The following is a 25,858-nucleotide window of genomic DNA, read 5'->3' on the forward strand; positions in this document are numbered from 1 at the left end:
TGGATCGAAAGGTCCAAGGGTTTTTTATTGGCTGCGATTTAATGATTGGCTGTTTGGGTTCGTTCATCTGTTAGTCATCTGCGGGTTTTAGGCTTGGCCTTGACCTGAACGAAAATAGAGCGAGCACAAGCAAATGGACGAGTACCAAGAAGAGTTGTTGGAATACCGCGCGGCTGAGCAGGATGAGCCGGCTGAATTAGTGGAAGACGCTACAGAGCTTTAAATCTGCGCCGGCTTCCCCCCTCACCCTAGCCCTCTCCCCTAGGGGCGAGGGGACTAAAAGCAAATCGCGTTAGTCAGCAGAAAGGCGATTGGCTCCCCTCGCCCGCGAGCGGGAGAGGGGCTGGGGGTGAGGGCCGGGCAAAACGCGGTCACCCCGCCTTACGCTGCGCCTTCCTGAACTCCCCCGGCGTCTGCCCATTCCAGCGTTTGAACGCCCGTTGAAACGCCTCCGCCGATGCAAACCCCAGCAAATACGCAATTTCCCCGAACGCCAATTCCGTGTCGCGGATATACGCCACGGCCAGGTCGCGGCGGGTGTCGTTGAGGATGGCGCGGTATTGCGTGCCTTCTTCGGCCAGCTTGCGCCGCAAGGTCCAGGTCGGCAGTTGCAGGCGGTTGGCCACTTCCTCCAGGTCCGGCTCGCGGCCGTTTAGCAGCGGCCCGAGCAACTGGCTGATGCGCTCGCGCAGGCTGCGGGTGCGGGTCAGTTGCTCCAGCTCGCGCTCACAAATATCCAGCAGGTGCCGCCAGGTGCTCGGGCAATGCTCTGGGTTGCGCAAGGCAAGCGTGGCCTGGTTCAGGCGCAGTTGGTTAGTGTCGCTGGCGAATTCCACGGCGCAGCCAAACAGCTCGCCGTAGCGTTCGGCATAAGGCGTGGCGGGGAATTCGATGTCGACTTTTTCCACGTCCAGGCGCTGTCCGGCCAGCGCGCCCAGTTGCGCTGCCCAGCCGGCCAATACCGAGTCGACGACGAAGCGGTTGTAGGCGTTATAAGGGTTGATCGAGTAGAAGCGCAGCCAGGCGCCACGGGTGTCTTCGTGAAAGCTCGATTGGCCACGGTAGTTGTAGGCGTAAAGCGGCTCGAAGCGAATCAGGGCACGGGCTGCCTCGCGCACGGTCGGGGCTTGAGCGGCGGTCACGCCGGCTAACCCAACCTGGCTCAGACGCGTGTGCACGCCCATGCTCAAGCCCAGTGCCGAATCGCCGGTCAGTTGAATCGCGGCATGGCCCAACCGCATGTAACGCGGAATCGACAACCGCGCCCGCGCCTCGGCCAGGCGCGCCGGGTCGAGCCCGTATTGCTCCAGCAACGGCAGCGGATCATGCCCGGCATGGCGCACCGCATCTGCCAGGCCATGCACAAAGCCGACCGACAAATCTCCCAGCCGAACCCGTACCGGCTTCATGGCTTACAGCCAAATGTTCAGCAGCCGGCCACCGGGCCCGCCGCTGTCGTCGAGCGTGCTCACGGCCTGGTCTTGCATCAGCAGGCTCTGGCCATCGCTGCGCAGGTTCCAGAACTGGCCATGGAGAAAAACCGTCATGCCCAGGCGGACGCTGCTGCCGTCCAGTGGCGGCGCCATATGGGTTTCGTTATGGCTGATCTGGAACGCTGGAACGGCGAGCACCTGCACGCCTTGTTTGCTCAGCTCGGCAAACGCATCGGCGCGCTCGCTGTCGCTGCCCAGCACCACGGCCAAGCGCCCAGCCGGTGTGTCGATTACCTGTGGCGCGTTCGGCGCGGCGGCGATGAAACCCAGCTCATCGGCGGTGGGATACGCCTTGCGTTGAGGCTGCCCCAGCGGCGCACCGTCGCTGCCAAACACCAGGCTGACGTTGTAGAGCGGGCCGCTGCCGACCACCAGTTGGCCGTCTTCCACGCTCGGCTCGGGCAGCACGATCGAGCCGGCCACCAGGGGTGATGCCGAAGTCTTTGGCCAAGCCGCCAAACACCGTTTGGTAGTCGCGCGCCATGTGCTCGCCCTGCATGCGCAGCAGGGCGTCATGCAAGCGGTTGTCACCTTTGGCGAACAGCAGCGCGCGGCTGAGTTTCAGTGGATTGCTTGCCGCCAGCCAGGCCATTGCGCTGTTGACCGTGTGCGCCTGATACACCTCGACTTTCTCGCCGCTGATGACCAGGCCCGTGCCGATATGTTCGGGCAGCACGGCGACGGTTTTGCCATTGAGCAAGCCGGCTTCGTTGGCCTTGTGCAGGTAAGCGGCGAGCTTCAAGCGCAGCAGGTCGGCGCTGTGGTAGTCGCCCGAATACAGCTGCGGCTGAATGCCCAGCAGGTTGCCGTTGGTGCCCGGCTGGCCCTGATTGAGCGCCACTTCGCTGCGAAGGTCGGAGAGGTAATGGGCCTCCGGACGGCAAATCGGTCCACAGCGCATAAGCGCCGAGCAGAACGATGGTGGAAGAGGCGAGGGCGTTGCCGAATAGTCTGCGCATGGTCGTCGGGGTGCGAAATGAGGCCATAAGGGTAGGGGGCGCAGCGGCGCTTGCCAAGTTGTGCTGCGCGTTTGGATCAATAACTTGTCACTTTGGATCATTGAGAGGGCGCGGCGCGCTCTTTATCGTTCGCTCACAACTGACCGCCGCCCACGCTTTCGGCCAGAAAGCCAAACCATGAGGCAGCGGCATTCCGTGCGTTAACCCCCGATGTGGAGCTTGCTATGACCGTCGCCCAATTTCCCCACCTGTTGGCCCCGCTGGACCTGGGTTTCACCACCCTGCGTAACCGCACCCTGATGGGCTCCATGCACACCGGGCTGGAAGAAAAACCGGGCGGCTTCGAACGCATGGCGGCCTACTTCGCCGAGCGCGCATTGGGTGGCGTCGGCCTGATGGTAACCGGCGGCATTGGCCCGAACGTGGAAGGCGGCGTGTATGCCGGCGCGGCCAAACTGAGCACCCCGGAAGAAGCCGAGCAGCACCGCATTGTTACCCGCGCCGTGCACGAAGCGGGCGGCAAGATCTGCATGCAGATTCTCCACGCCGGCCGTTATGCCTACAGCCCGAAATCGGTAGCGCCGAGCGCCATTCAAGCGCCGATCAACCCGTTCAAGCCCCACGAGCTGGACGAAGAGGGCATCGAAAAGCAGATCGCCGATTTCGTCAATTGCTCCAGCCTCGCCCAAGTGGCCGAATACGACGGCGTGGAAATCATGGGCTCCGAGGGTTATTTCATTAACCAATTCCTCGCCGCCCACACCAACCAGCGCACCGACCGCTGGGGTGGCAGCTACGAAAACCGCATGCGCCTGCCGGTGGAAATCGTGCGCCGCGTGCGTGAAGCGGTAGGCCCGAACTTCATCATTATTTATCGCCTGTCGATGCTCGACCTGGTGGAAGGCGGCAGCACCTGGGACGAAATCGTCACCCTGGCCAAAGCCATCGAAAAGGCCGGCGCCACCATCATCAACACTGGTATCGGCTGGCACGAAGCGCGTATCCCCACCATCGCCACCAAAGTGCCGCGCGCCGCGTTCACCAAAGTGACGGCCAAACTGCGTGGCGAAGTCAGCATTCCGCTGATCACCACCAACCGCATCAACACCCCGGAAGTGGCCGAGCAAGTGCTGGCCGATGGCGACGCCGACATGGTGTCCATGGCCCGCCCGTTCCTCGCCGACCCCGAGTTCGTCAACAAGGCCGCTCAAGGTCGCAGCGACGAAATCAACACCTGCATCGGCTGCAACCAGGCCTGCCTGGACCACACCTTCGGCGGCAAACTCACCACCTGCCTGGTCAACCCGCGCGCCTGCCACGAAACCGAGCTGAACTACATTCCCACCGCAGCTGTGAAGAAAATTGCCGTGGTCGGCGCTGGCCCGGCGGGTCTTTCCGCTGCCACCGTGGCGGCCGAGCGTGGCCACAGCGTGACCCTGTTCGACTCGGCCAGCGAAATCGGCGGCCAGTTCAACATCGCCAAGCGTGTGCCGGGCAAAGAAGAGTTCTACGAAACCATTCGCTACTTCGGCCGCAAGCTGCAAACCACCGGCGTTGATCTTCAACTGAACACCCGCGTCAGCGTTGAAGACCTGGTTAAAGGCGGCTTTGACGAAATTATCCTGGCCACCGGCATCGCCCCGCGCACGCCGGCCATTCCGGGCATCGACCACCCGAAAGTGATCAACTACCTCGACGCCATCTTGCAGCGCAAACCGGTTGGCCAGAAGGTGGCCGTGATTGGCGCCGGCGGCATTGGTTTCGACGTATCGGAATTTATCGTTCACCAAGGCGACGCCACTAGCCAGGACCGCGATGCGTTCTGGAAAGAGTGGGGCATCGACAAAGCCCTGGAAGCGCGCGGCGGTATCGCCGGCATCAAAGCTCAAGTGCACGCCCCGGCGCGCGACGTGTTCCTGCTGCAACGCAAGAAAACCAAAGTGGGCGACGGCCTCGGCAAAACCACCGGCTGGATCCACCGCACCGGCTTGAAAAACAAAAACGTGCAAATGCTCAACAGCGTCGAATACCTCAGCGTTGATGACGCCGGTTTGCACATCCGCATCGCCGAAGGTGAGCCGCAGCTATTGCCGGTCGACACCATCATCATCTGCGCCGGCCAAGACCCGCTGCGTGAACTTCAGGAAGGCCTGGAAGCGGCCGGGCAAGTGGTGCATCTGATTGGCGGCGCGGACGTGGCGGCGGAGCTGGATGCCAAGCGTGCAATCAACCAGGGTTCGCGCCTGGCTGCAGGGTTGTAATCGCTCTGCTCCCTCTCCCGCTTGCGGGAGAGGGCTGTTTCTGCTGTTTCTGTGGAGCGGCTTTAGCCGCGATGCGTTTGATTGTTTTAAAGGCATCGCGGCTAAAGCCGCTCCCACAGAGGGTGTGTATTCCTCAAAAAACAAAAAAGGAGTTGCCATGACCACTTCCGCCCTCAGTTCCAACCCCGCCGTCACCGCTGCCCTCGAGCAGTGGCACCACATGATCGCCAGCAAAAGCCTCAAGGCCTTGCCCGAGTTGTTGGATGCCAAGGCGGTGTTTCGTTCGCCCATGGCTTACAAGCCGTACGAGGGCGCGCAGATGGTCAATGTGATTCTGAATACCGTGATTCAGGTGTTCGAAAACTTCGAATACCACCGCGAGCTGGTCAGCGCCGACGGCCTGAATGTGGTGCTGGAGTTCAGCGCCACGGTTGGCGAGCGTCAGCTCAAGGGCATCGACATGGTGCGCTTCAATGAAGACGGCAAAATTGTCGACTTCGAAGTGATGATCCGCCCCATGAGCGGCCTGCAGGCGTTGGGCGATGAGATGGGCAAGCGTCTGGCGCCGTTTCTGGCCAAGGCCAACGCTTCGGCCTGATGCCGCAAACCTGACCGCTTGTACCGATTCCGTCACACTTTCATGTCAGCGCCTGTTCGCCAGGCGCTCGGCACGAGTGACTGCCAACCCAGTCACATTGCCGTCGATACTTTTTACCCCTAGACTTGAGCCAAATGTAGGAATACGCCCTACTTTCTCGCCGTGCGCGCAGAAAAAATTGAGCGTATTCATAAGCGCGAAAGTCGCCATGTATCTGGGTTAGGGGGTTCGTTGATGAGCATGCAGATCAAGCCGCAAATGGTTGAAGCCGTGATGTTCTTCAGTGAGCGCGGCATCTGCAAAGAAATGCTGTACCCCGAATTCGAGGCCCTGCTCGACGGCGTGGTCAACATGCCCGAGTTCAGAGACCAGCAAATGCGCGTGGCGTACGTGCTGATCAACCCGCGCTTGCTGGTGCGCGCGGCGGTGTTTTTCTTCCTCGACTTCGACGAACGCGGCTCGCCCGACAGCGGCTGGAACATTCCCCTGCGTCACCTGGCCGAACGCTCTGGCCGTGGCCCGGACCTGGGCGCCGGCCCCATTCGTTTGGCCTGCCGGAGCCAGTGCCCGGTGTCGTGGCACCAAATGCATTTGTGGGATCCCAGCTTGGTGCCCGGTCAGAACGATCTGGTGTTGCTGCGCGATACCGTGCGACGTAATCAGCTCGGCTTGTTGGTGGAAGACGATTCCGGCCAGAGCGTTGCCCCGGAACGGTTGCAACTGGCGCCGGAAGATCAGTGGCACGCGCCGGATCCGGCCAAGGAAGCGGCCGACCAGGTGGCGGAGAAAATCGAGCAGGAACACCGGCTCAAAACCGCCCAGCTCATCAAGCAGCAGCGCCTGCGCATCAGCAGCCAAACCCAGCAGTACGAAGAAGAGCTGGCCAAGCTAAAGCTCGCCGCCGCGCAAGACACGCAAACCATGCTCGGGCAGATTCAGAGCCTGCATCAGGCGCTGCGCCAGCAAGAAGAATTGAACGTCAGCCTGGAAATCGCACTGGCTGCCCAGGCCGACACCTTTCAGAAAAACCGCGAGGAAATGACCGAGCAACTGCGCGCCATCGAGCGTCACGGGCGTGCCGAGGCGGACATTCTGCGCGCCCAATTCGACAGCGAACTGCAGGCGCGAATTTCCTCGCTGTGGTCGAGTACAAAGAGCAGATCGCCATTCGCGATGTCGAGCTGGCCTACCGCAACGAACTGGATACCCAGCTCGAAGAAGAAGTCGAGCGCCTGAAGAAAGAGCGCGACGCCTTTGCCAGCCAGGGCGGCGAGCAGATTTTGGAGCGCCTGTCGAAACTCGGCGTGGTGTTCGTGGTGTACCACCCGGGCGCCGGTCACCTGACCATTCCGCTGCAAGACATCGCCCGCTACCAAGACAACCCCACTGGCCTACGCGGCGGCCAAGTGCTTTGTTGCCGAGCCACAATACCGCCAGTGGCTGGCCCATTACGAAAAACCCAGCTGCGACGCTAGCTTGCCGAACGGTGATCGGTGCGGCATTCCCCTGGACCGCATCGACACGCCGAGCCGCTTTGTTATCGGCGACTCCAACTGCTGCGCCCGCCACAAAGCCGGCGCCCGCCTGCGGACTGTCAGCTAACCCTTGTCCCTCGACGTTTCCGATTGGTCACCCCAGGCGCCGCTCCAGCGCCTGGCCACGCCGTGGCTGCAAGAAGCCGGCGTCGACGTGGCGGTGCTGCGACTGGATGAAATCGACCCGCTGATCAGCGGCAACAAATGGTTCAAGTTGCGCCACCATCTCGACGCCGCTGCGGCGGCTGGCGCACGCGGGGTCATCAGCCTGGGCGGCGCCCATTCCAATCACTTGCATGCCCTAGCCGCTGCCGGCCAGCGCTTTGGTTTCGCCACGGTCGGTCTGCTGCGCGGCGATGCGCTCGACACCCCGACCGTGCGCGACCTGCACGCCTGGGGCATGACGGTGCATTGGCTTGGCTACGGCGGTTATCGGCAGCGGCATCAGCCCGACTTCTGGCAACCGTGGCTGGCTCAATACCCCGGCTTCTACCCGATACCCGAAGGCGGTGGCGGTTTGCCCGGCGCGTTGGGTTGCATGGGCCTGCGCGAGATGGTGCAGGCACAGCTGGCGAATATCGGCTGGGATGACTTCGACGCCTGGTGGCTGGCCGTCGGTACTGGCACCACCCTGGCTGGGCTGGTGCTGGCCGAGCAAGGCCAGCGGCGCGTGTACGGGGCGTCGGCGGTGCCGGCGGGGCACGGTGTGGAAGCGAACCTTCGGCTCATCTTCGAGCAGGCTGGTTACACAGGTGACGGGTACGACGTGCTGCAAGCGAGCCGAGCAGGCTTTGCTAAGGTCGATGAAGCGCTAACGGCATTCATCAGCCAGACTGAGCGCGAGGGCGAATTGCCGTTGGAAGCGATTTACACCGGCAAGGCCCTAATGGCGTTGCGCCTGCACGTGGCGGCCGGTAACGTGGCGCGCGGCACTCGCCTGCTGTTCGTCCACACCGGCGGTTTGCAGGGCCGCCGCGCCACGCAAGTGAACATTGCCCGCCCGTCGCACCAGCCCTTTCATGAGTAGCCGCCTTCCATGAGTGAACCCCTGAACCTTGAGCAACTGCGCAGCCTGACGCCGCTCAATGTGCTGTCGGAACAGCAGTGGCGCGAATTGCGCAGCCAACTGGTGCCGCAGCCGATGCTGGCCGGGCAGCTGTTGTTCAGGGCGGGCGACCAGGCGCGGGTTACGTATTTCCTGCTGGCCGGCGAATTGGTATTGACCGACGCCGACGGTCGCAAGCAGCGCTTGCAGGCTGGCAGCGAAGCCAGTTGTCATCCGGTCTCACCCAACCTGCCGCGCCTGCACGAAGCGCGGGCGCTCACCGACATCAGCATTCTGGTGCTCGACAGCGCGACCCTCACGCGCCTGCTGACCTGGCGCCTGGCGTATCAGGATTTGCTGCTGGAGTTGGGCCAACGCGGCGGCGATGTCGAATGGCTGGAGCGCCTGCTGCAAAACCCGCTGTTCGCCAAAGTGCCGCCGCCGAACGTGCGCGCCATGCTCGACCGCTTGCAGCGCCTGGAACTGAAAGCGGGCAGCACCGTGCTTAGCGAAGGCGAAACCGGTGACTGCTGCTTTTTCCTCAACAGCGGCCGCGCGGAAGTGATGCGCAGCGCCGGGAGTGAAAAGCAGGTACTGGCCGAACTGGAAGAGGGCGCCTGCTTTGGGAAGAAGCCTTGCTCGCCGACCAGCCGCGCAACGCCACCGTGACCATGCTCGAAGACGGCGTGGTGCTGCGCCTGGACCGCCAGGATTTTTTTCTCCCTGCTCAAAGCGCCGATTGTCGACGAGTGTGTCGTTCGGCGAAGCGGCGCGGCTGCTATCGGCCGGCGCGCAGTGGCTGGACGTGCGTCTGCAAGAAGAATACGAACGCGGCCACGCCCTGGAAACGCTGAACATGCCGCTGCAACTGCTGCGCTTGAAAGCGCGGCTGCTGGATAAAACCCGCACCTACCTGTGCTACTGCGACAGCGGTACGCGCAGCACCAGTGCGGTGTTTTTGCTCTCGCAGCTGGGGTTTAACGCTTATGCGTTGCGTGACGGGTTGAATGCGTTGCCGGCGGTGTTGCGTGACGGGTTGCTGTGTGAGAGCGGCTCGGGGTATTTGGCGCGGTCGGGGGGGAGGACGGAGCGGAGTCGGTAGGGTTGTTCTTGGGTTCGAGATGCGGTCGGGAAGCGAGGTTGCCTGAACGAGCCTGGATTCCGAATCGTCGGACCGCCGCCTTCGCGGGAATGACGGTGCTCTCTACACATAACGCCGACACATCCGAGATTCTGGATCCCCGCGTTCGCGAGGATGACGGTGAGTTGATTAGAGACATCCGTCATTCCCGCGCAGGCGGGAATCCAGAATATTGAGTCGAGCGGAGATGCCTCGGCGAACGACGAGAACCAAGCCCCTTCACCCACCCCACTGCGGCCACCCATCCCCCCCACCAAAAACACCCGCTCCGCCTCCCGCCAGTCCCCACTCCCATCCCGCTCAAACCGCACCAACAACTGCGCCTGCGCATCCACCTCCAGCTCCCCCAACCACTGCCCAAACCGCTCAGCCGTCCACACCGTCCCAGCCTGTTCCCGCGCCGGTGCCAGCCAAGTTTGCCGGGAATCGGCTGCCACAGCCCGGCGCCTTCCTGCTCGGCAGCAAAACCGGCCCAGTCTTTGCGATGCAGCCAACGTCCACGCAAATGCTCGCGCAGCGCGCCAGCGGGCGGCTGGCTGTGGCCGGGCCAGGGGTAGAACAGATAACCCGCCAGCCATAGTTGCGGCTGCACGTTGGCAATGCCAAGTTCGGCCAGCGCCGCCTGCGCTTGTGGCGTGGCAGACAGCGGCAGTTGGTGGTCCAGCAAATGGCTGAGCTTGCGCGCCAGGCGGTCCTGGCTGCCAGGGCCGAGCCATTCGTGGGCGTTGCGGCCATCGCCGTGTTGCGGGCCGAGGTAGAGCTTGATGGCCAGTTCCTGGTGGTGCACGCCGTCATCGTCTTGCAGCAGCAAATCCAGCTCACCCGGGCGTATGCCCGCCCTCGCGAATCGCCAGGTTGGCGGCCAGCAGTTCCACGCCAGGCGCGGCCATCAGGGCGAATTGCCAGAGGCGTTCGTAATACAAACCCAAACGCCGGATGCTGTGTTGCGCCAGCCAGGTGCTGAGCGCAGCAGGGTCGCGGTCGAGTTGTTGCAGCCAGTCGGCCAGTTGCTCAGGCACGGCGGCCCACGTGCTGGCGGTTAATGGATGACGTTGCCGGCAATGCGTCGGATCCATGAGTGGCGGCGACAGCAACCACCCAGGCCAGGTCGCGCACGGCGGGCTGGTGCAGGTGCTGGGGCAGGGCGGTGAGGTGGGAAAAGCGTCATGGTGCGAGCATAGCGGGTCGCTGGGGTGAAGTGCGCCTTGGTTTGGCCCGCGGGTTTCGCCCATAATCGTGCTCGCCTCTGTGGATAGAGGATGTCTTTCAAATTTTCTGCCAGCGTCTGCCAGGAGCCTCATGGAGCAATTTCGCAATATCGGCATCGTTGGCCGCCGGCAGTTCGCAGGTGCTGGACACCATCCGCCGCCTGGAGCAACTCGCTTATCGAGCGCCAGTTGCACGTGATCCTCGAGGACACCATCGCCGAGGTGTTGCCTGGCCATGGCCTGCAAACCTCATCGCGCGAAAGCCTGGGCGAAGCCTGCGATCTGGTGATTGTGGTCGGCGGCGACGGCAGCATGCTCGGCGCCGCTCGCGCCCTGGCGCAGTTCAATGTGCCGGTGCTGGGCATCAACCGGGGCAGCCTCGGGTTTCTCACCGACATTCGCCCCGACGAGCTGGAAAGCAAAGTGGCCGAAGTGCTCGACGGCCAGTATCTGGTGGAAAACCGCTTCCTGTTGCAAGCCGAAGTGCGCCGTCACGCCGAAGTGATCGGTCAGGGCGATGCGCTGAACGATGTGGTGCTGCACCCCGGCAAGTCGACGCGCATGATCGAGTTCGAGCTGCACATTGATGGCCAATTCGTGTGCAGCCAGAAGGCCGACGGCCTGATCGTCGCCACGCCCACCGGCTCCACCGCTTACGCCTTGTCGGCCGGCGGCCCGATCATGCATCCCAAGCTCGACGCCATTGTGGTGGTGCCGATGTACCCGCACACCTTGTCGAGCCGCCCGATTGTGGTGGACGGCAACAGCGAGCTGAAAATCGTCGCCTCCAAAGACATGCAGATTTATCCGCAGGTGTCGTGCGACGGCCAGAACCATTTCACCTGCGCCCCAGGCGACACGCTGATTGTCAGCAAGAAGCCGCAGAAACTGCGCCTGATTCATCCGCTGGACCACAACTATTACGAAGTTTGCCGGACCAAGTTGGGTTGGGGCAGTCGCCTCGGGGGCGGTAACGACTGGATGGAACTTGATCCGGCGCGCGGGTATGACTTGATTGGTGACGTGCATGGTTGCGCGCACACCTTGGCGCGCCTGCTCGACGGCCTCGGTTATCAACGCCAGGGCGGCGTGTGGCGTCATCCGCGGCGTATGGCGATTTTCCTCGGCGATATCGTCGACCGTGGCCCGCGTATTCGCGAGGCGTTGCACATGGTGCACGACATGGTCGAAGCCGGGCAGGCGCTGTGCATCATGGGCAACCACGAATTCGACGCCCTCGGCTGGAGCACCCCGGCGCCGCCCGGCAGCGGCCGCCAGTTCGTCCGCGAGCACACGCCGCGCAATGCCCGCCTGATTACCCAAAGCCTGGCGCAATTCGATGCCTATCCCAACGAGTGGCGCGAATTCCAGCGCTGGTTTTACGAGCTGCCGCTGTTTATCGACGCCGGGCATTTTCGCGTGGTGCACGCCTGCTGGGACGCCGGCCTGATCGACTCGCTGCGCACGCAACACCCTGACGGCCGTGTCGATGAAGCCTTTATCCAGGCCTCGGCGGTGCCCGGCAGTTTTGCCAACAAAGTGTTTAGCCGCTTGCTGCGTGGCACCGATATGCGCCTGCCCGATGGCCTGACGCTGACCAGCGGTGACGGCTATACCCGCGCGTTCTTCCGCACCAAATTCTGGGAAGAAGACCCGCAAACCTACGGCGATATCGTCTTCCAGCCCGACGCTTTGCCCGAAGACGTGGCGCGCACGCCGCTGACCCCGCAAGAAAAAACCCAGTTGCTGCGCTACGGCCCGAAAGAGCCGCCGCTGTTCGTCGGCCACTACTGGCGCAAAGGCCGGCCAGCGCCGATTCGGCCGAACCTGGCCTGCCTCGATTACAGCGCCGTGCTGTACGGCAAGCTGGTGGCGTATCGCATGGACCAGGAAGCCCGCATCGATCCGAACAAATTCGCCTGGGTAGACGTTGAGCGCCCGGAGGTTCCCGTTGAGTGACACGGCATCGAGCAGGTAACGCCATGAACCCGGTTGAAGTGTTGCGCCTGCCCGTGAGCGTCAATCTGGCCGGTTTCGTTCAGCTGTTGCAGCGCTTGCAGGTGCCGCACCGGGTGAGCGAAGAGTCGGGCGAGCAGGTGCTGTGGGTGCCGGGCGAGCAGTTGGCGGCGGATGTGCGCGGTTTGTATCAGCAGTATCCCGACGGCGATCCTGAGCAGCGTTTGCAGGTGCCGGAGCAGGTGCAGCCGGCGCGGGCGGGGTTCATGGCGCAACTCGGCGCCAGCCCGATGACTGCGTCGTTGATGGTGGTGACGCTTGTCATTGCAGCCGTCACGTTACTTGGCACGTATGACGCAACGATGCACTGGCTGACTTTTCAGGATTACTACGTGCTTGGCGACTCCCGATATATCAGCGCGGACACGCCAATTGTCGACATCCGTCAAATATGGCGGCTGTTAACTCCGATTTTTGTTCACTTCAGCATTTTGCATCTGGCCATGAATGGGATGTGGATTTGGGAACTGGGGCGGCGCATAGAGTCGCAGCAGGGCAAGTGGCTTTTCCTGGCTTTAATCGTTTTGTTCGGTCTGTTCTCAAACGCAGCGCAATTCTGGTGGACCGGCCCGTCACTATTCGGCGGCCTGTCGGGCGTGCTCTACGGCCTGCTCGGCCACTGTTGGATTTACCAATTGCTGGCCCCAAATCGTGCTTACCACTTACCCAAAGGCGTGGTGGCGATGATGCTGATCTGGCTGGTCATCTGCATGAGCGGCATCACCGAGCTGGCCGGCATTGGCGCCATCGCCAACGGCGCTCATGTCGGTGGTCTGGTTATGGGCTGCCTCACCGGTCTGTTGGGCGGTGCACTGGCGCGCCGTCGTCGTTAAACTGCGACTTTGTTTTTGGAGGCGAATATGTCGTCCTTTGCTGAAATGATTGAAAACATCACCCCTGATATCTACGAAAGCCTGAAGCTGGCCGTGGAAATTGGTAAGTGGTCGGACGGGCGCAAGCTGACCCAGGAACAGAAAGAACTGAGCATGCAGGCCGTCATCGCCTGGGAACTGCAAAACCTGCCGGAAGACCAGCGCACCGGTTACATGGCCGTGCAGGAATGCAGCTCGAAATCGAAAACCGTGCCGAACATTCTGTTTAAGTCGGACGCTATCCATTGAGTGAATTGGGTCGCGGTGCCTTGAGCAAAATGGCCGCCCGCCTGGGCGCGCCGGTTGCAGTACGCGTTTCGGTTGGGTGACGACGAAATTCCGGTCAACCCGCTGATCGGCAAGACCGTGCGGTTGGAGTATTTGGGTGCGATTCACTGCAGCCACTGCGGGCGCAAAACCAAAACCAGTTTCAGTCAGGGGTATTGCTACCCGTGCATGACCAAGCTGGCGCAGTGCGACACCTGCATGATGAGCCCCGAGCGTTGCCACCATGAGGCCGGCACCTGCCGCGAGCCGGAATGGGCGGCGCAGTTCTGCATGACCGATCACATCGTGTACCTGGCCAATTCGTCGGGCGTGAAAGTCGGTATTACCCGCGCCACGCAAGTGCCCACCCGCTGGCTCGACCAGGGCGCCAGCCAGGCGCTGCCGATCATGCGCGTCAGCACCCGCCAGCAATCGGGCTTTGTGGAAGACTTGCTGCGCACTCAGGTGGCCGACAAAACCAACTGGCGCGCGCTGCTCAAAAGCCACGCCGAGCCGGTCGAACTCAAAGCCGTGCGCGAGCAAATCTTTGCGGCCTGCGCCGAGGGGATGTTGGGCTTGCAACAGCGCTTTGGCTTGCAGGCCATTCAGGCGCTGACGGATGTGGAGCCCATCGAGATCACGTATCCGATCGAGGCCTACCCGGCAAAAAATAACCAGCTTTAATCTGGATAAAGACCCTGTCGCCGAAGGCACGCTGCTGGGCATCAAGGGCCAATACCTGATGTTCGATACCGGCGTTATCAATATCCGCAAATACACGGCCTACCAACTGGCCGTGCATTCCTGAACGTAAGGGCAACTGCCATGCGCACCGAACAACCGAAGATGATTTACCTGAAGGACTATCAGGCGCCGGATTACCTGATCGACGAAACCCATCTGACTTTCGAGTTGTTCGAGGACCACACTCTGGTTCACGCGCAGCTGGTGATGCGCCGCAACCCGGTGCGCGGCGAAGGCCTGCCGCAGCTGGTGCTGGATGGTCAGGAGCTGGAGCTGTTGTCCCTCAGCCTCGACGGCAAAACCCTGGAGCCAGGCGACTACCAGCTCAGCGACAGCCACCTAACGCTGCAACCGGCCGGCGAGCGCTTCGTCATCGACAGCAGTGTGCGCATCCACCCGGAAACCAATACCGCGCTGGAAGGTTTGTACAAATCCAGCGGCATGTTCTGCACCCAGTGCGAGGCCGAAGGCTTCCGCAAAATCACCTACTACCTCGACCGCCCGGACGTGATGAGCAAATTCACCACGACCCTCAGCGCCGAACAGCACAAATACCCTGTGCTGCTTTCCAACGGCAACCCGATTGCCAGCGGCCCGGAGGAGGGCGAGGGCGGCCGCCATTGGGCGACGTGGGAAGACCCGTTTATGAAGCCCGCCTATCTGTTCGCCCTGGTGGCCGGCGACTTGTGGTGCATCGAAGACACCTTCACCACCATGAGCAACCGCGAAGTGGCGCTGCGCATTTATGTCGAGCCGGAAAACATCGACAAATGCCAGCACGCGATGGACAGCCTGGAAAAATCCATGCGCTGGGATGAAGAGGTCTACGGCCGCGAATACGATCTGGATATTTTCATGATCGTCGCCGTCAACGACTTCAACATGGGCGCCATGGAAAACAAGGGCCTGAACGTCTTCAACTCCAGCTGCGTACTGGCCAAAGCCGACACCGCCACCGACGCTGCGCACCAGCGCGTTGAAGGCGTGGTGGCGCACGAGTACTTCCACAACTGGTCCGGCAACCGCGTCACGTGCCGCGACTGGTTCCAGCTGTCGCTCAAAGAAGGCTTCACCGTGTACCGCGACGCCGAGTTCTCGGCCGACATGAACTCGCGCACGGTCAAACGCATTGAAGACGTCGCCTACCTGCGCACCCACCAGTTTGCCGAAGACGCCGGCCCGATGGCCCACGCCGTGCGCCCGGACAGCTTTATCGAGATTTCCAACTTCTACACCCTGACCGTGTACGAAAAGGGCTCGGAAGTGGTGCGCATGCTCCACACCCTGCTGGGGAACGACGGTTTCCGCAAAGGCAGCGACCTGTACTTCGAGCGCCACGATGGTCAGGCGGTGACCTGCGACGACTTTATCAAGGCCATGGAAGACGCCAACGGCGCCGACTTCACCCAGTTCAAACGCTGGTACAGCCAAGCCGGCACGCCGCGTTTGCAGGTGAGCGAGGCGTATGACGCCAACGCGAAAACCTACACACTGACCTTCCGCCAAAGCTGCCCGCCAACCCCAGGGCAAACCGAGAAGCTGCCGTTCGTGATTCCGGTCGAACTGGGCTTGCTCGGCACCCAGGGCCAGGCGCTAACCTTGAAGCTGCAAGGTGAAAGCGAGGCGCGTGGCGAGTCCACGGTTATTGCGGTGACTGAAGCCGAGCAGAGCTTCACGTTTGTGGACGTGGCCGAGCAGCCGTTGCCCTCGTTGCTGCGCGGCCTGTCGGCGCCGGTGAAGCTGAGCTTCCCGTACAACCGCGACCAACTGATGTTCCTCATGCAACACGACGCCGACGGCTTCAACCGTTGGGAAGCCGGCCAGCAACTGTCGGTGCAAGTGCTGCAAGAGCTGATCGGCCAGCATCAACGCGGCGAAGCGCTGGTGCTGGATCAGCGTCTGATCACTGCGCTGGGCACCGTGCTCAGCGATGCCAGCCTCGATCAGGCCGTGGTCGCCGAAATGCTTTCGCTGCCAAGCGAGGCGTACCTCACTGAAATCAGCGAAGTGGCAGACGTCGACGCCATTCACAGCGCCCGTGAATTCGCCCGTCAGCAACTGGCCGAGGCGTTGTTCGAGCCGCTGTGGCAGCGTTATCAGCAGAACCGCGAGGTCTCGCGTAACAGTGAGTACGTGGCGCAAGCCGAGCATTTCGCCCGCCGCAGCCTGCAAAACATCGCGCTCTCATACTTAATGCTGAGTGGCAAACCGCAAGTGCTCACCGCGTGCCTGGAGCAGTACGACGCGTGCGACAACATGACCGAGCGCCTCACCGCGCTGGCCGTGTTGGTCAATTCGCCGTTCGAGGCCGAGAAAGCCAAGGCGTTGGCGGCGTTTGCCGAACACTTCAAAGACAACCCGTTGGTGATGGATCAGTGGTTCAGCGTGCAAGCGGCGAGCGCTCTGCCTGGCGGTTTGGCGCGGGTTAAAGCGCTGATGGAACACCCGGCCTTTACCCTGAAAAACCCCAACAAGGTGCGTGCGCTGATCGGTGCTTTCGCCGGGCAAAACCTGGTCAACTTCCACAGCGCCGATGGCTCGGGCTACCGCTTCCTCGCGGACCTGATCATCACCCTCAACGGCTTCAATCCGCAGATCGCTTCGCGGCAATTGGCGCCGCTGACCCGCTGGCGCAAATACGATGCCGGCCGTCAGGCGCTTATGAAGGCCGAGCTAGAGCGGATTCTCGCCTCTGGCGAGCTGTCTTCCGACGTCTATGAAGTGGTCAGCAAGAGCCTTGCTTAAGATTTGATTCATCCCTTCCCCGAAGAACAGAAAGTGTTACTGGCGAAATGCCGGTAACACTTTTCTGTTACTTACCGAAATAACGCCCCCGCTGCTTATTAGAAAACCCTTAATAGGTTGGGGCTTCGCCCTTGACTCTTTTCTGATTGTGCGGCCAGGAATTTGAGCTGGAACGGCGGCGAGTGGCTATCCGCGCCACATCGTAGGACAAACCGCGCAATAGTTTCCTGAATAGTGGGTGCGTTGGTTAATGAATGATCAGTCACGTCTTGTCTGGCAAACCATAAAACGTTGGCGTCATTAAATTGAATTAAAACGCTTGTTTGGCACCATGGTTGCATTGCTCGACTGTAATTGGCCCCGCAATGGTGCAGACAATGCTCGGGGGTGCGTGCTAGACGCGTTGGAGGGGAATCTTCCAATCAACTAAAAAGACCGCCTCTAAACAGCGGCGTACATGAGCCCGCTTGCTACTAAGCGCGGGCCGATAAGAATAACGATCTGTCCACGGAGTAAAGTCTCGATGGAATTCAAGTCCCGTAGTCCTATGTTGCGTTTCGCGCCGTCCAAGGCAGGCTTTGCCTTCGCCGGTCTTCTGCCGTTGCTGGTGGCTGTTCAAGCCCAGGCCGTGGAATTCAGCTTTGCCGACAATGAAGTCAGCGGTTCCATCGACACCACCGTGTCGTACGGCCAGTTGTGGCGCGTACAGGGTCGTGACAAAGGCAACGACGACATCAACACCAACGATGGCAACCGTAACTTCGATACCGGTCTGGTTTCCGAGGTGTACAAGATCACTTCCGACCTGGAAGCGACCTACAAGAACTACGGTGTGTTCGTGCGTGGTACCGCTTTCTATGACACCCAGATCATGGACAAGCGCAACGACTACAACGACAACAACAATCCGAATCAGCCGAGCCAGACTTCTCCGAACAGCTCGAGTTTCACCTACGAAACTCGCCACAAGGCTGGTCGTGATGCTCAGCTTCTTGATGCCTACGTTTACGGCAACTGGGACGTGGCGGATCTGCCTGTTACCGCTCGCCTGGGCAACCAAGTATTCAACTGGGGCGAAGGCCTGTTCTACCGTGGTGGCGTGAACACCACCAACCCGGTAGACGCCGCCAAATTCCGCCTGCCAGGTTCCGAACTGAAGGAAGTGTTGGTCCCGGTTGAAGCGCTGAGCTTCAACGTTGGTCTGACCGATAACCTGTCGATGGAAACCTTCTACCAGTTCAACTGGAAAGAGTCGGCGATTGACCCGGTTGGTACTTACTTCTCCGAGACTGACTTGTTTGCTGACGGTGGTAACACTGCTTACTCGACTCAACCGAGACTGCAGCAGCTTTCCGCTCTCTACACCGGGTTGGGCGCGCTTGGCACTGGTGGCTTGAACGGCGGTCGGACGATTGACAGCAATGGCAACATCCAGGTCGCCCGCATTGGCTCGGATATCAACGCTAAAAATGATGGTCAGTACGGCGTTAACTTTAAGTACATCGCGGAGGAACTGAACTCCACGGAATTCGGCGCGTACTTCGTAAACTATCACTCCAAAGAACCGACCATCGCCGCTAACCTTGGCGAGTACGACGGCATCACCAGCTTGGCAACTCTTGCTGGCGCGAGCTGCGTGGCGCGAGGCCTGGGCCCCGCCTGTGCAAGTCCGGCGGTTCTTGCATTGTTTGCTGATGCAGCCGACGGCTTGGCGACCCTTGATGTGGCCAACCAAGTGAACGCACAGCGTGAGTACGCTGAAGATATTCGTATGTATGGCTTCAGCTTCAACACCACCGTAGGTAACGCGTCGGTGTTCGGTGAAATTGCTTACCGTCCCAACCTGCCAATTGGCATTGCCACCACCAATGACCTGCTGGGTGACCTGCTTCAACAAGCGCCTGAACTGGCAACCCGTCAGACCGTGAACATCGGCGGCCAAAACGTTCAGCTCGGCGATGAGATCCACAACGTCGAGCGCGTAGAGGCTTACAACACGTCGTTGGGCACTATCTACAACTTCGGTCCTTCGGCCGGCTTCGATTCCCTGTTTGGCGTGTTCGAACTGGCCTCCGAGCACCTGCGCGGTAGCGATCTGAAGTACACCGATTTCGAAGGCAACACCAAGTACTACTCCGGGCGCGGCAACAGCTCCTACATCAGCGGCGCTGACCGTGACGACCAGGTCAACAAAAACGCCTACGGCTTCACCACTGTGCTCTCGGGTACCTGGAACGACGTATACGCTGGCGTGAACGTTTCCCCGTACGTCGTCTACAAAAACGACTTCGAAGGTAACTCCTACCAGACCGGTAACTTCATCGAAGGCCGTCAGGCTTACACCCTCGGCGTCAAGGCCGCCTACCTGAACAGTCTGGAAGGCGAACTGGCCTACACCGAGTTCTCCGGTGGTGGCAAGAACAACGCCAGCCGTGACCGCGACAACATCGGCGTCAACGTTAAGTACTCGTTCTAACACCCTCTATATAAGAAGCCGGGCGCCTACGGGCGCTCGGACGATGATTGACCACGGAGAATCAAGATGCTGAAAAAGCACACGCTGATTAGTGCAGCGATCGCACTGGCGTTTACCGCCGGTAGCGCGCTGGCCGCTGTTTCGTCTTCGGAAGCCGCCAAGCTCGGCACTACGCTGACGCCGTTCGGCGCCGAGAAAGCGGGTAACGCGGCAGGTACCATTCCGGCTTGGACTGGCGGTATCACCAAGGCACCGGCTGGCTACAAAACCCCGGGCCAACACCATGTCGATCCGTTCGCTGACGACAAGCCGCTGTACACCATCACCAAAGCCAACATGGACCAGTACAAGGCCAACCTGACCCCAGGCCAGATCGCCTTGTTCAACGCCTACCCAACTGACTACCAGTTGCCGGTGTACCCGACCCGTCGCTCCGGCTCCGCGCCGCAGTGGGTCTATGACAACACGCAGAAAAACGCTACCACCGCCAAACTGCTCGATGGCGGCAACGGTTTCGCCGACGCTTACGGCGGCATCCCGTTCCCGATTCCGCAGAACGGCGTCGAAGCGGTGTGGAACCACATTGCGCGTTATCGCGGCACTTACATCGTGCGTCGCGCTTCGGAAGTGGCCGTGCAGCGCAATGGCGATTTCACCCTGGTGACGTCCCAGCAAGAAGCGATGTTCCGTTTCTACGACCCGAAAAGTAACTACTCGAACCTGAACAACATCCTGTTCTACTACCTGTCCTTCACCAAGAGCCCGGCACGCCTGGCTGGCGGCGCGGTACTGGTACACGAGACCCTGGATCAGGTGAAAGAGCCGCGTCAGGCCTGGGGCTACAACGCCGGTCAGCGTCGCGTACGTCGCGCGCCGAACCTGGCATACGACACCCCGATTGCTGCCGCTGACGGCCTGCGTACTGCAGACGACACCGACATGTTCAACGGCTCGCCAGACCGCTACGACTGGAAGCTGATCGGGAAGAAAGAAATCTACATTCCGTACAATAACTACAAAATCAGCAGCCCCGACGTGAAATACGCCGACCTGCTGAAAGTGGGCCACCTTAACCCGGCTTACACCCGTTACGAGCTGCACCGTGTGTGGGTAGTTGAAGGCACGCTGAAAGCTGGCGCCCGTCACATCTACTCCAAGCGCGTACTGTTCCTCGACGAGGACAGCTGGCAAGCAGCAGAAGTGGACCAATACGACGGCCGTGGCGAACTGTGGCGCGTGTCGTTGGCGTACCTGAAAAACTTCTACGAACTGCCAACCACCTGGACTGCCCTGGACGTGTTCCACGACCTGCAAGCCCGTCGCTACCACGTACAGAACCTGGACAACGAAGAGCCGACCACCATCGACTTCAGCCAGCCGATTCCAGACGACGGCTACTTCAAGCCGGCTGCTCTGCGTCGTCGCGGTACGCGTTAATAGCGTGATGCTGTAGGAGCGGCTTTAGCCGCGATGCTCTTGAGGTAGAAAAGCATCGCGACTGAAGTCGCTCCCACAGGGTTCGAGGGTTCGAGCTTTTGATGGTGTAGGAGCGGCTTTAGCCGCGATGCTCTTGATGCAGAAAAGCATCGCGACTGAAGTCGCTCCCACAGGGTTCGAGGTTTCGAGCTTTTGATGGTGTGGGGAGCGGCTTTAGCCGCGATGCTCTTGATGTAGAAAAGCATCGCGACTGAAGTCGCTCCCACAGGGTTCGAGGTTTCGAGCTTTTGATGGTGTGGGAGCGGCTTTAGCCGCGATGCTCTCGAGGTAAAAAAGCATCGCGGCTAAAGCCGCTCCTACAGAGTTCCGAGTTCGTTCCCACAAGACCATAGGCAACACAACTCAGGTTGTGTAGTGTTCGGCAAAGGCCGCTACAGTCGTAGCGGCTTTTGTGCATCAGGGGTATCTATTCCGATGCATCAGAGGTGCCTATAACGCGTCAATCACGCGGGTTTGCCTTAACAAAACATAACGTCACGTTGATTGTCAGACCTTTCGAAAGCTGGATAGGATAGGCGGCCTGCAAAAAGGCTGATATCCCATAACAATAAAGGGAAAGGTGTATGAGTGAGCCCGTCATGCGGCGCACCCAGTCTGGTGAGGCTAAGAAGTTGCGCACACCAGCGTTCCGCTTCCACTCGCCGCTGGCTAACGTGCTTTCGCTGTGTAGTGTGTTGTCCGTTCTGAGTTTTGTTGCACCCCTCAGTGTGCACGCGGCGACCGACGATTCGGCGACCGTCTACTCAATCCCATCCGCCAAAGCTGCAGACTCTCTGTTGCTCGACATCGACAACGCCGGCAAACGCCTGGTCGCTGTGGGTGACCGTGGCCACATTCTGTATTCCGACGATGAAGGCAAAACCTGGGTGCAGGCCAAAGTGCCAACCCGGATGATGCTCACAGCGGTGGCGTTCGGTGACGACAAACACGGCTGGGCGGTTGGTCACGACGCACTGATCCTCGCTACCGAAGACGGTGGCACCACCTGGACCCAACAATTCAGCGACCAGGAACGGGAGGAGGGCGCGCCTTTCCTCGACGTCTGGTTCAAAGATGCTTCCATCGGTTTTGCGGTTGGTGCGTATGGCGCGTTGTTCGCCACCACCGACGGCGGCAAGAACTGGGAAGATGCCGGCGACCGTCTCGACAACCCCGACGGTTACCACATCAATGCCATCACCGAAGTCAAAGGCTCGGGCCTGTTTGCCGTCGGTGAAATGGGCAGCATGTTTAGAAGTGCCGACGACGGCGAAACCTGGGAAACCCTCGAGGGCCCGTATGAAGGTTCGCTGTTTGGTGTGATCGGCACCAATGAGCCCGGCACGCTTCTGGCCTATGGCCTGCGCGGCAACCTGTTCCGCTCCACCGACTTCGGCACCACCTGGACACCCATCAAGGTCAAGTCGCCTCGCGGCAAACTCGACTTCGGTTTGTCTGGCGGCGCACTGCTTAAAGATGGCTCTGTGGTCATCGTCGGGCACGGCGGCAGCGTACTGAAAAGCACCGATAACGGCCTGACCTTCAGCCTGATCAACCGTCCGGATCGCTTGTCCTTGTCCAGCGTTGCAGCTGACGACAAAGGTGATCTGGTGTTGGTCGGTCAAGGTGGCGTCCATGTCACTTCGCCCCACCGGTGAAGACGCTAGCCCAAAACAATAAGCCGTGGCTTTGAGGTATGAGTACGATGAGTAACCATCATCAGGATAAGGGCTCCTTTCTGGAGCGCCTGATCTTCAACAACCGGCCGACAGTGATCCTCATCTGTCTGCTGGTCAGCGTCTTCCTGTGCTACCAAGCCTTGCAAGTGCGCCCGTCCACCAGCTTCGAAAAGATGATTCCGCTGCAGCATCCGTTCATTCAGAAGATGCTCGAGCACCGCAATGATCTGGCCAACCTGGGCAACACCGTGCGTATCTCGGTGGAAGCCAAAGATGGCGATATCTTCAGCAAGGAATACATGGAAACCCTGCGTCAGGTGAACGACGAGGTGTTCTACATTCCAGGCGTCGACCGTTCCGGTCTGAAGTCGCTGTGGAGCCCGAGCGTTCGCTGGACCGAAGTGACCGAAGAAGGCTTCGCCGGCGGCGAAGTGATTCCGCAAACCTACGACGGCTCGCCAGACAGCCTCGACGAGCTGCGCAACAACGTGCTCAAGTCGGGCCAGATCGGCCGCCTGGTGGCGAACAACTTCAAGTCGAGCATTGTCGACGTGCCGTTGCTGGAGTCCTACCCAGACCCGCAAGACCAAGGCACCCTGCTGAAACTCGACTACCGCCAGTTCTCCCACGAACTGGAAGCGAAGATTCGCGACAAGTACGAAGCGCAAAACCCGAATGTGGAAATTCACATCGTCGGTTTCGCCAAGAAAGTCGGTGACCTTATCGACGGTCTGGTGATGGTGGTGGCGTTCTTTGCCATCGCGTTCCTGATCACCCTCGTCTTGCTGATGTGGTTCACCCGCTGCATTCGCAGCACCATCGCCGTGCTGTTCACCACCTTGATTGCCGTGGTGTGGCAACTGGGCCTGATGCACACCGTAGGGTTCGGTCTGGACCCTTACTCGATGCTCGTGCCGTTCCTGATTTTCGCCATCGGTATTTCCCACGGCGTACAGAAAATCAACGGTATCGCCCTGCAATCGAGTGAAGCCGATAGCCCGCTGACCGCTGCGCGCCTGACCTTCCGCCAACTGTTCCTGCCGGGCGCCATCGCGATTCTGGCCGACGCCGTGGGCTTTATCACGCTGCTGATTATCGACATCGGCGTGATCCGCGAACTGGCCATTGGCGCGTCCATTGGTGTGGGCGTGATCGTGTTCACCAACCTGATCCTGCTGCCGGTTGCCATCTCGTATGTCGGCATCAGCAAAAAGGCCATCGAGCGCAGCAAGAAAGACGCCGTGCGCGAACACCCGTTCTGGCGCCTGCTGTCCAACTTCGCTCACCCGGTGGTGGCGCCGATTTCGGTGGTTATCGCCCTGGCAGCCTTCGGTGGCGGCTTGTGGTACGGCCACGGCCTGAAAATTGGTGACCTTGACCAAGGTGCGCCGGAGCTGCGTCCGGACTCGCGCTACAACCAGGACAACGCCTTTATCATCAACAACTACTCGACCAGTTCGGACGTGTTGGTGGTCATGGTCAAGAGCAAGCCTGAAGGCTGCTCGATTCACGAAACCATGCAGCCCATCGATGAGCTGATGTGGACCATGAGCAACACCGAAGGTGTGCAATCGGCCATTTCCCTGGTCACCGTCTCCAAGCAGATGATCAAGGGCATGAACGAGGGCAACCTGAAATGGGAAACCCTGTCGCGCAACAAAGACGTGCTGAACAACTCCATCGCTCGCGCTGATGGCCTGTTCAACAACGATTGCTCGCTGGCCCCGGTGCTGGTGTTCCTCAACGACCACAAAGCCGAAACCCTCGACCGTGCGGTTAACGCGGTGAAAGCCTTCGCCAAGGAACACGACAACGAGAACCTGCAATTCCTGCTTGCTGCCGGTAACGCTGGTATCGAAGCGGCGACCAACGAAGTGATCAAGGAAACCGAGTTCACCATTCTGATCCTGGTGTACATCTGCGTGGCCACCATGTGCCTGATCACCTTCCGCTCGTTCGCGGCGACCTTGTGCATCGTGCTGCCGCTGATCCTCACCTCGGTGTTGGGTAACGCGCTGATGACCTTCCTGGGCATTGGTGTGAAGGTGGCGACGTTGCCGGTGATCGCGCTGGGTGTGGGTATTGGGGTCGACTACGGCATCTATATCTACAGCCGTCTGGAAAGCTTCCTGCGCGCCGGTATGCCGCTGCAAGAAGCCTATTACCAGACGCTGAAATCCACCGGTAAAGCGGTACTGTTCACCGGTTTGTGCCTGGCCATCGGCGTGTGCACCTGGATTTTCTCGGCCATCAAGTTCCAGGCCGACATGGGCCTGATGCTGACCTTTATGCTGCTGTGGAACATGTTCGGCGCGCTGTGGCTGTTGCCAGCGCTGGCACGCTTCCTCATCAAGCCTGAGAAGCTGGCAGGCAAGAAAGGCGGCTCGCTGCTGGCCCACTAAGGCCCGGGTGAGCAACAAAAAAACCGCAGCCTGGGCTGCGGTTTTTTTATGCCTGAAACGTCGTTTCCTGGAATCGCGGCTAAAGCCGCTCCTACAGGACTGCACCGACTGTGGGAGCGGCTTTAGCCGCGAGTTTTTGATCTTCCCGCTCAGCCGTGCCCCTTCAACCACTCATCAATCATCCCGCGCAAACGCTCGCCGGAAAAACTGTCGAAATGCCCGCCATGCACCGTGCGCACGGGCAGCCGCCGCAAGCGTTCGAGGCTGGCGGCATAGTCGTCGAGGTTGGAGTGGTAGGCGTCTTCGATCAGCGGACCGTCGTAGATGATGTCGCCGCTGAACAGCGTTTCGGTGCTGGCTTCCCACAGGCTGATGCCGCCCGGCGAATGACCCGGCGTGTGCAGCACCTGCAACACGCGGTTGCCCAGGTCCAGCACATCGCCGTCTTCGACAAACCCGGTCGCCGGCGCCGCTTTCACCTGGTACTCGGCGTAGCACAGCGGGCAATCCGGGTGGGCGTCGAACATGTCATCGCCAACGAATGCCGTGCTCAAGGTATTAGCGCCATCGGGGTGCGCGAGAATGTCTGCCTCGGCCGGGTGCACCAGGCGCTCGCTGAATTCGTGGTGGCCGGCGATATGGTCGAAATGGCAATGACTGGCCACGGCCAGCAGCGGCTTTTCCGTGAGCCACGGCAGCTGCTCGCGCAGGCTAACCAGGCCGGAGCCGCTGTCGAGCAGCACGTCTTTATCGCGGCCCTGGATATGCCAGAGGTTGCAGCGGTAGAACGGGCGGATGTAGGGCTCGTGGATAAGGCTGATGCCGTCGTAGCAGTGGCGGACTTCGAACCATTTGTCGCGGGTGACGATTTTCATGGGGGGGCTCTTTTCTGAGGCGCGCGGTGTGGGCGAAGCTTTCGATCCATTCAAGATTCTGGATCC

At 60.6% G+C, this 25,858-nt stretch carries 13 protein-coding genes and 6 pseudogenes; 15 read left to right on the top strand and 4 right to left on the bottom strand.

The features are described from left to right. Nucleotides 1–371: 371 nt before the first annotated feature. A complete protein-coding gene (locus ACZZZP_RS08135; RefSeq protein ID WP_463382365.1) occupies nt 372–1,409 on the bottom strand; it encodes an AraC family transcriptional regulator in 1,038 nt (345 codons plus the stop codon). A gap of 3 nt (nt 1,410–1,412) precedes the next feature. Then, nucleotides 1,413–2,452: pseudogene (locus tag ACZZZP_RS08140) on the bottom strand (carbon-nitrogen hydrolase family protein). Between the two features lie 224 nt (nt 2,453–2,676). Between ACZZZP_RS08140 and ACZZZP_RS08145 the strand changes: the two are divergent. The 5 genes and pseudogenes from ACZZZP_RS08145 to ACZZZP_RS08165 all read left to right on the top strand — a co-directional run bounded on the left by ACZZZP_RS08145 (nt 2,677) and on the right by ACZZZP_RS08165 (nt 8,993). Beyond that, entirely contained in the window at nt 2,677–4,713 is a 2,037-nt protein-coding gene (locus ACZZZP_RS08145; RefSeq protein ID WP_463382367.1) for an oxidoreductase, read from the top strand. A 157-nt stretch (nt 4,714–4,870) separates the two neighbouring features. Beyond that, nucleotides 4,871–5,311, top strand: a complete 441-nt coding sequence (locus ACZZZP_RS08150; protein ID WP_463382368.1) for a nuclear transport factor 2 family protein — start codon at nt 4,871–4,873, stop codon at nt 5,309–5,311. Nucleotides 5,312–5,545: 234 nt separating this feature from the next. Beyond that, a pseudogene (locus ACZZZP_RS08155) lies at nt 5,546–6,913 on the top strand (chromosome partitioning protein ParA). A gap of 3 nt (nt 6,914–6,916) precedes the next feature. Continuing rightward, on the top strand, nt 6,917–7,873 hold the full coding sequence (locus ACZZZP_RS08160) for a 1-aminocyclopropane-1-carboxylate deaminase/D-cysteine desulfhydrase (protein ID WP_463382370.1): 957 nt from the start codon (nt 6,917–6,919) through the stop codon (nt 7,871–7,873). Between the two features lie 9 nt (nt 7,874–7,882). Then, nucleotides 7,883–8,993: pseudogene (locus ACZZZP_RS08165) on the top strand (cyclic nucleotide-binding domain-containing protein). A 281-nt stretch (nt 8,994–9,274) separates the two neighbouring features. Here the strand turns inward: ACZZZP_RS08165 and ACZZZP_RS08170 are convergent. Continuing rightward, nucleotides 9,275–10,200: pseudogene (locus tag ACZZZP_RS08170) on the bottom strand (DUF1853 family protein); the annotation flags it as partial. 131 nt (nt 10,201–10,331) lie between these two features. On the opposite strand from ACZZZP_RS08170, the pseudogene ACZZZP_RS08175 reads away from it, so the two are divergent. The 10 genes and pseudogenes from ACZZZP_RS08175 to ACZZZP_RS08220 all read left to right on the top strand — a co-directional run. Next, nucleotides 10,332–11,215, top strand: a pseudogene (locus ACZZZP_RS08175) (NAD(+) kinase); the annotation flags it as partial. 6 nt (nt 11,216–11,221) lie between these two features. Continuing rightward, nucleotides 11,222–12,199: a metallophosphoesterase gene (locus ACZZZP_RS08180; RefSeq protein WP_463382373.1), complete on the top strand. Its 978-nt coding sequence runs from the start codon at nt 11,222–11,224 to the stop codon at nt 12,197–12,199. Between the two features lie 23 nt (nt 12,200–12,222). Next, complete coding sequence (locus ACZZZP_RS08185) at nt 12,223–13,089, top strand: rhomboid family intramembrane serine protease (RefSeq protein WP_463384674.1); 867 nt, start codon at nt 12,223–12,225, stop codon at nt 13,087–13,089. A gap of 27 nt (nt 13,090–13,116) precedes the next feature. Next, nucleotides 13,117–13,377, top strand: a complete 261-nt coding sequence (locus tag ACZZZP_RS08190) for a DUF1315 family protein (RefSeq protein ID WP_122451247.1) — start codon at nt 13,117–13,119, stop codon at nt 13,375–13,377. Beyond that, a pseudogene (locus ACZZZP_RS08195) lies at nt 13,374–14,203 on the top strand (DUF2797 domain-containing protein). Before ACZZZP_RS08190 ends, ACZZZP_RS08195 begins: the two are co-directional and overlap by 4 nt. Before the next feature lie 17 nt (nt 14,204–14,220). Then, nucleotides 14,221–16,884, top strand: coding sequence for an aminopeptidase N (gene pepN, locus ACZZZP_RS08200; RefSeq protein ID WP_463536431.1), 2,664 nt, complete (start codon nt 14,221–14,223; stop codon nt 16,882–16,884). A 523-nt stretch (nt 16,885–17,407) separates the two neighbouring features. After that, nucleotides 17,408–19,360, top strand: a complete 1,953-nt coding sequence (locus tag ACZZZP_RS08205; protein WP_463382376.1) for a DUF1302 domain-containing protein — start codon at nt 17,408–17,410, stop codon at nt 19,358–19,360. 66 nt (nt 19,361–19,426) lie between these two features. Further along, on the top strand, nt 19,427–20,797 hold the full coding sequence (locus tag ACZZZP_RS08210; protein WP_122451251.1) for a DUF1329 domain-containing protein: 1,371 nt from the start codon (nt 19,427–19,429) through the stop codon (nt 20,795–20,797). Between the two features lie 623 nt (nt 20,798–21,420). Further along, the gene (locus ACZZZP_RS08215) at nt 21,421–22,494 is read left to right on the top strand and encodes a WD40/YVTN/BNR-like repeat-containing protein (protein WP_463536432.1); all 1,074 of its coding nucleotides are present in this window, start codon (nt 21,421–21,423) and stop codon (nt 22,492–22,494) included. A gap of 38 nt (nt 22,495–22,532) precedes the next feature. Next, nucleotides 22,533–24,917, top strand: a complete 2,385-nt coding sequence (locus tag ACZZZP_RS08220) for an efflux RND transporter permease subunit (protein ID WP_163016702.1) — start codon at nt 22,533–22,535, stop codon at nt 24,915–24,917. Between the two features lie 149 nt (nt 24,918–25,066). On the opposite strand, the gene ACZZZP_RS08225 is transcribed toward ACZZZP_RS08220, so the two are convergent. After that, entirely contained in the window at nt 25,067–25,792 is a 726-nt protein-coding gene (locus ACZZZP_RS08225) for an MBL fold metallo-hydrolase (protein WP_463382378.1), read from the bottom strand. Nucleotides 25,793–25,858 lie beyond the last annotated feature (66 nt).

The organism is Pseudomonas sp. AC211 (genome assembly GCF_979258055.1).

Excerpts from the sequence above, each read along its gene's own strand:
- pepN (WP_463536431.1), top strand. The coding sequence starts at position 14,221 with ATGCGCACCGAACAACCGAAGATGATTTACCTGAAGGACTATCAGGCG.
- ACZZZP_RS08185 (WP_463384674.1), top strand. The coding sequence starts at position 12,223 with ATGAACCCGGTTGAAGTGTTGCGCCTGCCCGTGAGCGTCAATCTGGCC.
- ACZZZP_RS08150 (WP_463382368.1), top strand. The coding sequence starts at position 4,871 with ATGACCACTTCCGCCCTCAGTTCCAACCCCGCCGTCACCGCTGCCCTC.
- ACZZZP_RS08180 (WP_463382373.1), top strand. The coding sequence starts at position 11,222 with ATGGAACTTGATCCGGCGCGCGGGTATGACTTGATTGGTGACGTGCAT.
- ACZZZP_RS08205 (WP_463382376.1), top strand. The coding sequence starts at position 17,408 with ATGGAATTCAAGTCCCGTAGTCCTATGTTGCGTTTCGCGCCGTCCAAG.
- ACZZZP_RS08225 (WP_463382378.1), bottom strand. The coding sequence starts at position 25,792 with ATGAAAATCGTCACCCGCGACAAATGGTTCGAAGTCCGCCACTGCTAC.
- ACZZZP_RS08190 (WP_122451247.1), top strand. The coding sequence starts at position 13,117 with ATGTCGTCCTTTGCTGAAATGATTGAAAACATCACCCCTGATATCTAC.
- ACZZZP_RS08210 (WP_122451251.1), top strand. The coding sequence starts at position 19,427 with ATGCTGAAAAAGCACACGCTGATTAGTGCAGCGATCGCACTGGCGTTT.
- ACZZZP_RS08215 (WP_463536432.1), top strand. The coding sequence starts at position 21,421 with ATGAGTGAGCCCGTCATGCGGCGCACCCAGTCTGGTGAGGCTAAGAAG.
- ACZZZP_RS08220 (WP_163016702.1), top strand. The coding sequence starts at position 22,533 with ATGAGTACGATGAGTAACCATCATCAGGATAAGGGCTCCTTTCTGGAG.
- ACZZZP_RS08145 (WP_463382367.1), top strand. The coding sequence starts at position 2,677 with ATGACCGTCGCCCAATTTCCCCACCTGTTGGCCCCGCTGGACCTGGGT.
- ACZZZP_RS08135 (WP_463382365.1), bottom strand. The coding sequence starts at position 1,409 with ATGAAGCCGGTACGGGTTCGGCTGGGAGATTTGTCGGTCGGCTTTGTG.